Source organism: Agromyces fucosus, assembly GCF_004134865.1.
Classification (GTDB): Bacteria; Actinomycetota; Actinomycetes; order Actinomycetales; family Microbacteriaceae; genus Agromyces; species Agromyces fucosus.
Genome location: NZ_SDPO01000003.1, coordinates 789326 through 801646 on the forward strand (window position 1 = coordinate 789326; position 12321 = coordinate 801646).

11 protein-coding genes are annotated in these 12321 nt (G+C 70.0%); 9 read left to right on the forward strand and 2 right to left on the reverse strand.

Annotated elements, in window-relative coordinates; genetic code table 11:
- Together ESP57_RS15160 and ESP57_RS15165 are read right to left on the reverse strand one after the other, a co-directional pair.
- Window positions 1-318 carry an MGMT family protein gene (locus ESP57_RS15160; RefSeq protein WP_129232123.1) on the reverse strand — a complete coding sequence of 106 codons (318 nt, stop codon included), beginning with the start codon at window positions 316-318 and terminating at the stop codon, window positions 1-3.
- Window positions 319-359: 41 nt separating this feature from the next.
- A complete protein-coding gene (locus tag ESP57_RS15165) occupies window positions 360-812 on the reverse strand; it encodes a GNAT family N-acetyltransferase (RefSeq protein WP_056010650.1) in 453 nt (150 codons plus the stop codon).
- 235 nt (window positions 813-1047) lie between these two features.
- Between ESP57_RS15165 and ESP57_RS15170 the strand changes: the two genes are divergently transcribed.
- From ESP57_RS15170 to ESP57_RS15210, 9 genes are all read left to right on the forward strand, one after another.
- Window positions 1048-2265, forward strand: a complete 1218-nt coding sequence (locus ESP57_RS15170; protein ID WP_056010647.1) for an NADP-dependent isocitrate dehydrogenase — start codon at window positions 1048-1050, stop codon at window positions 2263-2265.
- 115 nt (window positions 2266-2380) lie between these two features.
- Entirely contained in the window at window positions 2381-4261 is a 1881-nt protein-coding gene (locus tag ESP57_RS15175; RefSeq protein ID WP_129232124.1) for a heavy metal translocating P-type ATPase, read from the forward strand.
- Window positions 4262-4359: 98 nt separating this feature from the next.
- A complete protein-coding gene (locus tag ESP57_RS15180) occupies window positions 4360-5571 on the forward strand; it encodes an ROK family transcriptional regulator (protein ID WP_129232195.1) in 1212 nt (403 codons plus the stop codon).
- Window positions 5572-5639: 68 nt separating this feature from the next.
- Entirely contained in the window at window positions 5640-6884 is a 1245-nt protein-coding gene (locus ESP57_RS15185) for a sugar ABC transporter substrate-binding protein (protein ID WP_056010639.1), read from the forward strand.
- A gap of 141 nt (window positions 6885-7025) precedes the next feature.
- On the forward strand, window positions 7026-8015 hold the full coding sequence (locus tag ESP57_RS15190) for a carbohydrate ABC transporter permease (RefSeq protein ID WP_056010636.1): 990 nt from the start codon (window positions 7026-7028) through the stop codon (window positions 8013-8015).
- Window positions 8012-8971 (forward strand): carbohydrate ABC transporter permease, encoded by a 960-nt coding sequence (locus ESP57_RS15195; RefSeq protein WP_341539098.1) that lies wholly within the window; start codon window positions 8012-8014, stop codon window positions 8969-8971. Before ESP57_RS15190 ends, ESP57_RS15195 begins: the two co-directional genes overlap by 4 nt.
- Window positions 8968-10503 carry a glycoside hydrolase family 3 protein gene (locus ESP57_RS15200; protein WP_115961342.1) on the forward strand — a complete coding sequence of 512 codons (1536 nt, stop codon included), beginning with the start codon at window positions 8968-8970 and terminating at the stop codon, window positions 10501-10503. The genes ESP57_RS15195 and ESP57_RS15200 overlap by 4 nt, the downstream gene beginning before the upstream one ends.
- Window positions 10500-11474 (forward strand): ROK family protein, encoded by a 975-nt coding sequence (locus ESP57_RS15205; protein ID WP_115961345.1) that lies wholly within the window; start codon window positions 10500-10502, stop codon window positions 11472-11474. The genes ESP57_RS15200 and ESP57_RS15205 overlap by 4 nt, the downstream gene beginning before the upstream one ends.
- On the forward strand, window positions 11453-12238 hold the full coding sequence (locus tag ESP57_RS15210; protein ID WP_056010627.1) for a glucosamine-6-phosphate deaminase: 786 nt from the start codon (window positions 11453-11455) through the stop codon (window positions 12236-12238). Before ESP57_RS15205 ends, ESP57_RS15210 begins: the two co-directional genes overlap by 22 nt.
- The last annotated feature ends 83 nt before the right edge of the window (window positions 12239-12321 follow it).

Here is a 12321-nt window from a genome sequence, read left to right on the forward strand (position 1 = left end):
TCAGGCCCGCCAGCGGCACGCCGCGAGGTCGATGCGATACCCGTCGTCATCGGAGGCCGGGCGCAGCGGAGTACCCTCGTCGAGATAGTGCTGCCGCGCGCGTTCGGCATGCCCGGCGGGCGGTCGCCCGCCCGCCCGCACGACTCGCCACCACGGCACGTCGCCGCCCGAGCGCGCCATCACCTGCCCGACGGCACGCGCGCCGCGCGAGCCGAGCAGCGCCGCGACGTCGCCATAGGTCGCGACCTGCCCCGGCGGGATGTCGGCGACGACCACGAGCACGGCCTCGACGAACCCTTCAGCGTGTTGCTGCGGCATCCGCTTCGCCCGGCCTCCCTCGTCGTGCTGCGGGGTCTCGGTCAGAGTTCGAGCGCGCCGATGACGTCGCCGTACGCGGTCTCGCCGACGTCGGTGAAGCCGATGCGGTGGAAGAACGCCTCGGGGCCCTCTTCGCCCGGCTCCCACAGCACGGTGATGCGGTCGAAGCCCCGACGCTTCGCCTCTTCGGCGAGCGCCGTCGCGAGGAAGCGGCCGACGCCCTTGCCCTGCACCTCGGCGTCGACGTTGATGCGCCAGATGCAGGCCCGGAACTCCTCGTGCTCGTTCTCGGGGTCGAAGTTGCCGTGGATGAAGCCGACAACGCGATCCTCGAGGAGCGCGACCCGCTGCCACGCGGTGGCCGGGTTCACGACCGAGGACTCGGCGGAGTAGGTGACCGGGGCGATGAACTGCTCCTGGCCGGGCTTGAGCGACAACGAGTTCGCCGCCACGATGTTCGACGCCGACAGATCTTCCAGTCTCAGCTCAGCCATGCGCCAAGGCTAACCCGTGGGGCCGTCGCGTCGGTAGCCGAGACGACACATGCCCAGAGCGAACGAGCGGATGGCGCGGCCTCCGGGCCTCGGCATCGACCCGGGACGCGCTCGGGATCGGACCCGAACTCTCTCGAAGTCGAGACAGTCTCGTGGACGCGGTAAGCTGGCAGACGGCGTGTCCGACCGCCCAGAGGCTTTCCAGTTCCCCACCAGAATCAAGGAGACATCCACTTTGTCGAAGATCAAGGTTGCAGGCACCGTCGTCGAGCTCGACGGCGACGAGATGACGCGCATCATCTGGCAGGCCATCAAAGACACGCTCATCCACCCGTACCTCGACGTGAACCTCGAGTACTACGACCTCTCGATCCAGAAGCGCGACGAGACCGACGACCAGATCACGATCGACGCCGCCCACGCCATCCAGAAGCACGGCGTCGGCGTCAAGTGCGCGACGATCACGCCCGACGAGGCGCGCGTCGAGGAGTTCGGCCTGAAGAAGATGTGGAAGTCGCCGAACGGCACGATCCGCAACATCCTCGGCGGCGTCATCTTCCGCGAGCCCATCATCATCTCGAACATCCCGCGCCTCGTGCCGGGCTGGAACAAGCCGATCATCATCGGCCGCCACGCCTTCGGCGACCAGTACCGCGCCACCGACTTCCTCTTCAAGGGCGAGGGCACCCTCTCGGTCTCGTTCACCCCGAAGGACGGCGGCGAGCCGCAGCAGTTCGAGGTCTACCAGTCGCCGGGCGACGGCATCGCGCAGGTGCAGTACAACCTCGACGCCTCGATCCGCGATTTCGCCCGCGCCTCGCTCAACTACGGCCTCTCGCGCAACTACCCCGTGTACCTCTCGACGAAGAACACGATCCTGAAGGCGTACGACGGCCGCTTCAAGGACATCTTCCAGGAGATCTTCGACACCGAGTTCAAGGCGCAGTTCGACGCCGCCGGCCTCACCTACGAGCACCGCCTCATCGACGACATGGTCGCCTCGGCCATGAAGTGGGAGGGCGGCTACGTCTGGGCCTGCAAGAACTACGACGGCGACGTGCAGTCCGACACCGTGGCACAGGGCTTCGGCTCGCTCGGTCTCATGACCTCGGTGCTCGCCACGCCCGACGGCAAGGTCGTCGAGGCGGAGGCCGCGCACGGCACCGTGACGCGTCACTACCGCCAGCACCAGGCCGGCAAGCCGACCTCGACGAACCCGATCGCCTCGATCTTCGCCTGGACGCGCGGCCTCGCGCACCGTGGCAAGCTCGACGGCAACCAGGAGCTCATCGAGTTCGCCGCGACCCTCGAAGACGTCGTCATCACGACGGTCGAGTCGGGCGCCATGACGAAGGACCTCGCGCTCCTCGTCGGCCCCGAGCAGGGCTACCAGACGACCGAGGAGTTCCTCGCGACGCTGGCCGACAACCTGAAGGCGCGCATCGCCGCGTAGTCGACACGCCTCGAGACGGGGGTCGGATGCCGCTGGCATCCGACCCCCGTTCGCATTTCTGCGCCTCGCAGCTGCGGGCGCCCCTGATGCGTCGCTTCCGCGGGAGGATGGACGCATGGCACGCCTCCTGAAGCTCGCCCGCAGGTACTGGATCGTCACGCTCACGCTCGGCATCGGCCTCCTCGGCATCGTGCTCGCCCTCACCGGGGCCGGCGCCGCCGTGCCGTGGATCTTCAGCGTCTACGCCCTCGGCGTCGCGACCTGGCAGGCCGTCGGCATGGTGCGCGACATCCTGCGGGGGCACTGGGGCCTCGACATCCTCGCGGTCACTGCGATCGTCGCGACGGTGCTCGTGGGCGAGTACGTCGCCGCACTCCTCGTCGTGCTCATGCTCTCGGGCGGCGCGGCGCTCGAGGACTACGCCAACCGCCGGGCGAAGCGCGAGCTCGACGCACTCCTGACCCGCTCGCCGCAGCACGCGCACCGCATGGAGGGCGAGTCGATCGTCGAGGTGCTCGCGAGCGACGTGCGCGTCGGCGACGTGCTGCTCGTACGACCGAGCGAGATCGTTCCGGTCGATGCCACCCTGCGGTCGGATGAGGCGAGCTTCGACGAGTCCTCGATCACGGGGGAGTCCGTTCCCGTCGAGAAGCATGCAGGCGACCTCGTGCTGAGCGGCTCGATCAACGGCCAGGCCGCCGTCGAAGTCGTCGCCGCGGCATCCGCCGCCGACAGCCAGTACCAGCAGATCGTCGCCCTCGTCACCGCGGCCGCCGACTCGAAGGCGCCCGTCGTGCGCCTGGCCGATCGATACGCCGTGCCGTTCACGGTCTTCTCGCTCGCGCTCGCCGGGGTGGCCTGGTGGGCCTCGGGCGACCCCACGCGGTTCGCCGAGGTGCTCGTGCTCGCCACCCCGTGCCCGCTGCTCATCGCGGCGCCCGTCGCGTTCATCGGCGGCATGAGCCGCTCGGCGAGGAACGGTGTCATCGTGAAGGGCGGGGGAGTGCTCGAGCAGCTCGCCGCCGCGAAGACCGCCGTGTTCGACAAGACGGGCACGCTCACCTACGGAGCACCGACGCTCGTCGCGATCCGCCCCGAACCGGGATTCGGCGAGGACCAGCTGCTCGCGGCAGTCGCCTCGGCCGAGCAGTACTCTTCGCACGTGCTGGCGACGTCGATGATCGAGGCGGCGAAGCAGCGCGGACTGCCGCTCGCCGAGGCGGACTGGGCACGCGAGGCCGCGACGAACGGGGTCACGGCCGAGCTCGACGGGCGCGAGGTCGTGGTCGGCAAGTTCGCGTTCGTGCACGAGCACGCGCCGGAGGCCGAGCGCACGGATATCGCACCGGGGCAGCTCGCCGTCTACGTCGCGGTCGACGGGCGCTTCGCCGGGGCGATCCTCGCGAGCGATCGGCTGCGCGACAACGCGGCGGCCACGCTCGCGCGCCTCGGCGAGCTCGGCGTTCACCAGACCATGATGCTCACGGGCGACGCGAAGGCGACCGCCGATCACATCGCCGCAGAGCTCGGCATCACCCGCGTGCGCGCCGACTGCCTGCCCGCCGACAAGGTCGCGGAGGTCGCGGCGATCGCGGAGCGACCGGTCATCATGGTCGGCGACGGCGTCAACGACGCACCCGTACTCGCGGCCGCCGACGTCGGCATCGCGATGGGCGCGAAGGGCGCGACGGCGGCGAGCGAGTCGGCGTCGGCGGTGATCCTGGTCGATGACATCTCGCGTACCGCGAAGGCGGTCGAGATCGGGCGCGACACCGTGCGCATCGCGCTGCAGAGCATCTGGATCGGCATCGCGGTGAGCATCGGGCTGATGGTCATCGCCGCGTTCGGGGTGATCCCGGCGACGATCGGCGCGCTCCTGCAGGAGGTGGTCGACCTCGTGACGATCCTCGCGGCGCTCCGCGCGATCGGCGGGCGACTCGATGCGAAGGCCGAGGCGGCGGATCGCGACATCCGCTCACTGGTCACAACTCGGTAACGCCCCCGGGAAATCGACGCGCACTCTTGCGTCGGGTTTGTTCGTAAGGTTTACTAACAAACGTGACTGCAACGGATGCGCAGCGAGGCCCCGTCACCATGGAGCCGACGCCCCCCACCTCCCCGGTGGCGTCCGAGCTGCATGCCGCATCCGCTCCCGGCGCTGCGATCTTCGGTCGCTCACGCGCGCTCCGGCCGACCGGCAAGGTCCTGCCCGAGCACGCCCGCACGCACAACCGCGCCCTCGTGCTGCAGACGCTCTACACGGCAGGAGCCCAGAGCCGAGCGGATGTCGCGCGCGGCACCGGTCTCACCCGGGTCACGATCTCCGACCTCGTCGGCGACCTCATCGCCGAAGGCCTCGTGATCGAACTCGGCCAGCGCGAAGACGCCCGCCCCGGCAAGCCGGCCACGCTCATCGACATCGACCGCGAGGCCTTCCACATCATCGGCGTCGACCTCTCGGAGCACGAAGTGTTCCGTGGCGCGGTGGTCGGCCTCGACGGCCAGATCATCGGGCGCGACGAGGTCGCCCGCGACGGTGCCACCGCCGAAGCGGCCGAACTGCTCGTCGAGCAGCTCGTCGAGCGACTGCTCGCCCGCACCACGACCCCCGTGCTCGGCATCGGCATCGGCTCGCCCGGCGTCGTCGACGAGCACGGCGTCGTGCGCTCGGCCCCGAACCTCGGCTGGAGTGACGTCGCCCTGCAGGATCGCATCGGCGCCCGGTTCGCGCTGCCCGTGCACGTCGCGAACGACGCGAACGTCGCCGTCCTGGCCGAGCACGGCTCCTCCCACCACGACGACCTGCTGCTCGTGAAGGTCGGCCACGGCGTCGGCGCCGGACTCATCATCGGCGGGCGCCCCGCCGTCGGGGGAGGGTTCGCGGCCGGCGAGATCGGGCACGTCGTCGTCGGCACCGACGGCGGCCCGCGCTGCGCGTGCGGCAAGGACGGATGCCTCGAGGCCTGGCTCGCCGTGCCGCGGCTCACCGCGCAGCTCGCCGAGCTCGACGGGGCGGGTCGCACCGCGGCATCCGCTCGCGACGACATCCTCCGCGAAGCCGGCCGACGACTCGGCATCGTGCTCGCACCGGTCGTGGGCGCGCTGAACCTCTCCGAGGTCGTGCTGAGCGGCCCGACCCAATTGCTTGACGGACCGCTGCACGAGGCGACCGTCGACACGCTCCGGACCCGGACCATGGCGGAATTCAACCGTGATCTGAGGCTCCGGATGACCGAGCACGGGCAGGACATCGTTCTGCGCGGCGCGGCCGTCATGGTCCTCTCCGGACAACTCGGAGTCTCGTGAGGGACTCCACGCATCAAGGGTGACAGCGAACCCCCGCTGCCTCCCACACCCCACGAAAGGAAACGACAATGAGGAAACTCGGCATTGTGGCGCTCGGCGCCGTTGCTGCCCTGACCCTCGCCGGTTGCAGCGCCGGTGGTGGCAGTGACTCGGCCGACGGTGGCAAGATCACGGTCTGGGTCGTCGGCACGGACACGCCCGACACGGCTCGCGAATACCTCAAGGACACGTTCGAGTCCGAGAACGAAGGCTGGACCCTCACGGTCGAGGAGAAGACCTGGGCCGACGTGAGCGACACCTACGCGGCCGCCCTGCAGTCGAACGACTCGCCCGACGTCGTCGAGGTCGGCAACACCCAGACCGCGAGCTTCGCGGACCAGGGCCTGTTCCTGCCCCTGAGCGACTTCGCAGCCGACGACTACCTGCCCGGCCTCGTCGAGTCCGCCACCTACGACGGCGACCTCTACGCCGCGCCGTACTACGCCGGCGGGCGCATCGTGTTCTACAGCGAGCAGGTGCTCGGAGCGACGCCGCTTCCGGCGACGCTCGACGAGTACGTCGCGACGGGCACGGCGCTGAAGACCGACACGGTCTCGGGCATCTGGGCACCGGGTCGCGACTGGTACAACGCGCTTCCCTACGTCTGGGCTCACGACGGCTTCATCGCCGAGCAGGAGGGCGATGAGTGGAAGGCCGGTTTCTCGAGCGAAGGCGGCATCGAGGGCCTGACGCAGCTGCAGGGCGTCTACATGAACGCGTCCAACGCACCGAAGGACGGCGACGAGACCGACCCGCAGGTGCCGTTCTGCGCCGGTGAGATCGCACTGCTCTCGGCTCCCGCGTGGGTGCAGTGGTCGATCACGGCTCCGGCCGACGCCGAGGCGCCGGGCTGCCCCGACACCTACGGCTCCGACCTCCGCGCCTTCCCGCTGCCGGGCCTCGAAGCGGGCGAGACCGCCCCGATCTTCGCCGGCGGCTCGAACATCGCCGTCGCGACGAAGAGCGCCAACCCCGAGCAGGCTCGCGCCGCGCTCGACATCATGGCCGGCGAGGGCTACCAGACCCTGCTCGCCGAGGGCGGCCTGACGCCGGGCCTCACCGCGGCGGCATCGTCGCTGCCCGACACCGAGATCGCGAAGGCACAGGCCGTCGCGCTCGAGAACTCGAAGGTCACCCCGACCACGCCCAAGTGGGCCGAGGTCGAGGCTGCGCAGATCATCCAGGAGGCGCTCGTGAAGATCGCCCAGGGTGGGGATGTCGCGGCGATCGCCGCCGACCTCGACGCGCAGATCGAGGAGATCCTCAACAGCTAGCCTGTTGAGCCCCGCGGGGGCGGAGTCCCACACAGCTCCGCCCCCGTTCCCGCGATTTCCTCCGGCCCGCCGCCGTCGCCGCGCCCGAGACGTACCATCAGTCAAACCGCGATTCCCCCGCGATACATCCGAGGAGCAGCCATGAGCGCAACCCTCACCGAGCCTGACGCAGCGCCGCGCACGCCGAACACCAAGCCACCCCGTCCTCCCAAGGGCTCCGCCGCGGGCCCCCGCAAGAAGAAGCCCCTGCCGTGGGCTCCGTGGCTGCTGCTCGGCCCGAGCATCGCGCTGCTGGGCGTCATGGTGGTCTACCCCACGATCGTGATGTTCGTGAACTCCTTCACGAACCTCGAGATCAAGAACAAGATGCTCGGCACCGCGCCCGACTTCGTGGGCTTCGACAACTACATCGAGGTCTTCACGGAGTCCGACTTCCCAGCAGTGCTCGCCCGCAGCCTCGGCCTGATGGTCGTGCTCACCGTGCTGATCACCGCGATCGGCATGGTCGTCGCGCTGCTCATGACGAAGCTGTCGAAGGGCTGGCGCCTCGCCGTGTCGATCGGACTGATGCTCGCGTGGGCGATGCCGCCGCTGTCGGCGACCGTCGTCTTCGGCTGGATCTTCGACACCGACTACGGGCTCGTCAACTGGGCGCTGAACACGATCACGGGCACGCAGGACTTCCGGGGCCACTCCTGGCTCATCGACCCGTGGTCGTTCATGATGGTGCTCGTCATCATCGTCGTGTGGCAGAGCGTGCCGTTCGCCGCGGTCACCTTCTACGCGGGTCTCGGGCAGGTGCCCGACGAGGTGCTCGAGGCGTCGTCGCTCGACGGCGCCGGCCCGTGGCAGCGGTTCCGACTCATCGTCCTGCCGTACATGCGGGGCGTGCTGACCGCCGTGCTGGTGCTCGAGACCATCTGGAACCTCCGGATCTTCACGCAGGTGTACGCACTGCAGCAGCAAGGAGGGCTCGCGAGCGAGACGAACATCCTGCCCACGTACCTGTTCCGGCAGGGTCTCGGCGAGTTCGGCGTGACCGCCGCGATCGGCGTGTTCATGGTCATCCTCCTCATGGCCATCTCCTACTTCAACGTCCGTTCCTCCCTGAAGGATGAGGCAGAGCTGTGACCGTCAGCCCAGGAATCCAGGTCGCCGAGACTCCGGCGTCGACCACGACCTCCACGCGTGCCGCCTCCATGATCGGCGACGGAGGTCGCCTCGGGCGACGCGCGGGCCGCGCCAAGGGCCGCGCCGGCCGGTTCGGCCTCAACGTCTTCGCATTCATCGTGATCGTCTGCTCGATCTTCCCGGTCTACTGGATGGTGAACATGTCGTTCACCCCGCCGAACCAGATCATCAGCCGCAACCCGAGCTTCCTGCCGTTCGACTTCACCTGGAAGAACTACGTCACGGCGTGGACTCGCGAGGCAGCACCCGGGCAGACCGACTTCCCGCACGCGCTCGTCTCGAGCCTCACCGTCGGCCTCGCGGTCGTCGTGGTCGGTGCGATCATCGCGTTCCTTGCGTCGATCGCCATCGCGCGCTTCGCGTTCAGGGGCCGCTACGTCTTCATCGTCAGCGTGCTCGTGGTGCAGATGGTGCCGGGCGAGGCCATGATGTTCACGATCTACAACATGATCGACGACTGGCGTCTCATGAACACCCTCATCGGGCTGTTCATCGTGCATCTCGCCTCGGTCGTGCCGTTCACGATCTGGACCCTGCGCGGCTTCGTGCGGGGTGTGCCGGCCGAGCTCGAAGAGGCGGCCCAGATCGACGGCTGCTCGAAGGCGCAGGCCTTCTGGAAGGTGACCTTCCCGCTTCTGGCCCCGGGTCTCGTCGCCACGGGCATCTTCGCCTTCATCCAGAGCTGGAACGAGTTCCTGATGGCCCTCCTCCTGCTCAAGGGCTACAACCTGACCCTGCCCCCGTGGCTGAACTCCTTCCAATCAGCCACCGAGGCGACGAACTGGGGTGCCGTCATGGCCGGATCCACGCTCATCGCCCTCCCGGTCGTCATCTTCTTCCTGTTCGTGCAGGGCCGGATGGTCGGCGGGCTCGTGAGCGGCGCGGTCAAGGGATGACCCGGCTCGATTCGACCGGCGCAGGCACCGACCTCCGCCGGGACATCCTCACGACGTTGCTTCCGGGCTTCGAGGGGCTGCAGGCGCCCGGCTGGGTGCTGGAGCTCCTCCGCGAAGGCCTCGGCGGCGTCTGCCTCTTCGGGCCGAACGTGGAGACTCCCGAGCAGCTCCGCGCGCTGAACGCCGAGCTCCGGGGTGCCAATCCGCTCGCGGTGATCGCGATCGACGAAGAGGGCGGCGACGTCACCCGGCTCTTCTACGATCGCGGGGCGCCCTTCCCGGGCAACGCCGTGCTCGGCCGCATCGACGACGTCGAGCTGACCGCTCGCGTCGCCAGGGCGGTGGGCGAGGCGCTCGCCGCGACCGGGTGCACCGTGACGTTCGCGCCCGACGTCGACGTGAACGCGAACCCCGACAACCCCGTCATCGGCGTGCGCAGCTTCGGGGCGGATCCCGAGCTCGTCGCCCGTCACTCGGCCGCCTGGACGCGTGCGCTGCAGGAGACGGGCGTCGCCGCCAGTGCGAAGCACTTCCCGGGGCACGGCGACACCGCGACGGACTCGCACCTCGCCCTGCCCGTCGTCGACGTGCCGCTCGCCACCCTGCGCGAGCGCGAGCTCGTGCCGTTCCGGGCCGCGATCGCCGCGGGCAGCCGCACGATCATGACCTCCCACATCCTGATCCCCGACCTCGATCCCGAGAACCCGGCCACCCTCTCTCCGCAGATCCTGAACGGCCTGCTCCGCGGGGAGCTGGGGTTCGACGGCGTCATCGTCACCGACGCCCTCGACATGAAGGGGGCGAGCGGCGTGCACGGCATCCCCGAAGCCGCTGTGCGCGCCCTCGCCGCCGGTTGCGACCTGCTCTGCATCGGCTCCGACAACTCGGCCGCCGAGATGGCCGAGATCGTCGACGCGGTCGAGGCCGCGATCGCGTCGGGCCGGCTGCCGGAGGAGCGCGTGCGCGACTCCGCAGCGAGGGTGCGCGCGCTCGCGGTCGACTCCGTGCGGGTGCCGGCCGGGCCGGTCCTGCCCGCCGTGATCGAGCCGCAGCACGACGCCGACGAGATCGGCCGGGTCATCGGCGCGTTCGAGGTGACGGATGCCTCGCGCGACCGCCTTGCCCGGTCGCCTCGGGTCGGCACGGTCGTGCGGGTCGACACCGTCGCGAACATCGCCGTCGGCGTCGCGCCGTGGGGTCCCTTCGCAGCTGAGGACGTCGCGACGCGGACGTCGTGGCTCGGCGAGGCCGTCACGGTCGCCGTGTCCGAGCGGCAGGGTCTCGTCGATCCCGCAGCACTCGAGGGCACCGTGCTCGTCGTGGGCAAGGACCTGCACCGGTTCGCGTTCGCGCGGGCTGCGATCGACGCGCTGCGTGCGGTGCGCGACGACGTCGTGACGATCGACATGGGCTGGCCGTCGAATGATCGTGCCTACGCCGACATCTCGACGTTCGGCGCCTCGCGCCTCCTCGGCGAGGCCGTCATCGAGTTCGTCGACGACGCGCTCAGGGCTGCGGTGGCGACGCCGTGAAGCTCGGCATCGACATCGGCGGCACGAAGACGGCGGCGGTGGCGATCGGTGCCGACGGAGAGCTGAGCGACCAGGTTCGCATGCCCACGGGCTTCGGCGCGGAGGCGGTCGTCGCGACCGCCCTCCGCACCGTCGAGCGCATGAGCGAGCTCGCCGGCCTGCGCACGGCGTCCTTCACCTCGATCGGCATCGGCATCCCCGGCGCGGTCGACAGCGCGACGGGTCGGGTAGAGCACGCGGTGAACCTCGGGCTCGAAGGGCTCGACCTCGGACGTCGCCTCTCCGACCGTCTCGGCATCGACGTGCGCGTCGAGAACGACGTGAAGGCGGCCGCCCTCGGGGCCCACCACCTGCTCGGCGCGGCGGCTGGCGCCGGTGCCCGGGCGGGTGCCGACTCCGGCGACGAACTGGGACGCCCGGCGACGTCGATGGCCTACCTGAACCTCGGCACCGGGCTCGCGGCGGGTGTCGTGCTCGACGGCCGGCTGCTGCGCGGCGGCCACGGCATCGCCGGCGAGATCGGCCACATCCCGATCGACCCGGCCGGCGTCCGGTGCGGCTGCGGTCAGCGCGGCTGCCTCGAGACCGTGGCATCTGGCCTCGCGATCGCCCGTACCTGGCCGACGGCCTCGGAGCATCCGGCTCGTGAGCTCTTCGACGCGGCGGACGCGGGCGACGCGCGGGCGATCGTCGTGCGCGAGGAGTTCCTCTCGGGGGTCGCGACCGCGGTCAGGCTGCTCGTGCTGACCGTCGACGTCGATGCGGTCGTGATCGGCGGCGGGCTCGCCGCGCTCGGCGGGCGACTCATGGACGGCACACGCCGTATCCTGAATCGGTGGGCGGCCGACTCGGCCTTCCTCGCATCGATCGACCTTGCTGCTCGCGTGCAGGTCGTCCCACCCGGATTCCCAGCGGCCGCCGTCGGCGCCGCCCTCGTAGGAGAACACCCATGGCTGAAGTCGTCGTCGTAGAGAACGAAGACGCCGCAGGCGCACTCGTGGCCGACACGATCGTCTCGCTCATCCGCTCGAAGCCCGATGTCGTCCTCGGCCTCGCGACTGGCTCGACGCCGCTCGCGAGCTACCGCGCTCTCGCGCGACGCATCGCCGACGACCGGATCGACGTGCGCGGCGTGCGCGGTTTCGCGCTCGACGAGTACGTGGGGCTGCCCGCCGGCCACCCCGAGAGCTATCGCGCGGTCATCTCGCGCGAGGTCGTCGAGCCGCTCGGCCTGACCCCGGAGCTCGTACGCGTGCCGAACGGCGATCCCGCCTCGATCGAGCACGCAGGGGCCGACTACGAGGCGGCCATCACGGCGGCAGGTGGCGTCGACCTGCAGATCCTCGGCATCGGCCGCACGGGCCACATCGGGTTCAACGAGCCTGGCTCGTCGCTCGCGTCGCTCACGCGGGTGAAGACCCTCACCGAGCCAACCCGCCTCGACAACGCCCGATTCTTCGATTCCCCGGCCGACGTGCCCATGCACTGCATCACGCAGGGCATCGGCACGATCCTCCGCGCCCGCCACCTCGTGCTGCTGGCGTTCGGTGCGGCGAAGGCCCACGCCGTCGCGGCGGCCGTCGAGGGAGCGGTGACCGCCAGCCAGCCGGGCTCGGCGATCCAGCTGCACCCGCACGCCACCGTCATCATCGACGCAGCCGCAGCGGCCGAACTCGAGAACATCGACTACTACCGGCACGCGTGGGCGAACAAGCCCGCCTGGCAGGGAATCTGACCCGAGCGGTCGTCGACGAAGAGCGGATGCCAGGCGGCATCCGCTCTTCGTCGCGTCGGGCGAGTGGATGGCACGCGGCGTCT

Excerpts from the sequence above, each read along its gene's own strand:
- ESP57_RS15160 (WP_129232123.1), bottom strand. The coding sequence starts at position 318 with ATGCCGCAGCAACACGCTGAAGGGTTCGTCGAGGCCGTGCTCGTGGTC.
- ESP57_RS15165 (WP_056010650.1), bottom strand. The coding sequence starts at position 812 with ATGGCTGAGCTGAGACTGGAAGATCTGTCGGCGTCGAACATCGTGGCG.
- ESP57_RS15175 (WP_129232124.1), top strand. The coding sequence starts at position 2,381 with ATGGCACGCCTCCTGAAGCTCGCCCGCAGGTACTGGATCGTCACGCTC.
- ESP57_RS15180 (WP_129232195.1), top strand. The coding sequence starts at position 4,360 with ATGGAGCCGACGCCCCCCACCTCCCCGGTGGCGTCCGAGCTGCATGCC.
- ESP57_RS15185 (WP_056010639.1), top strand. The coding sequence starts at position 5,640 with ATGAGGAAACTCGGCATTGTGGCGCTCGGCGCCGTTGCTGCCCTGACC.
- ESP57_RS15190 (WP_056010636.1), top strand. The coding sequence starts at position 7,026 with ATGAGCGCAACCCTCACCGAGCCTGACGCAGCGCCGCGCACGCCGAAC.
- ESP57_RS15200 (WP_115961342.1), top strand. The coding sequence starts at position 8,968 with ATGACCCGGCTCGATTCGACCGGCGCAGGCACCGACCTCCGCCGGGAC.
- ESP57_RS15210 (WP_056010627.1), top strand. The coding sequence starts at position 11,453 with ATGGCTGAAGTCGTCGTCGTAGAGAACGAAGACGCCGCAGGCGCACTC.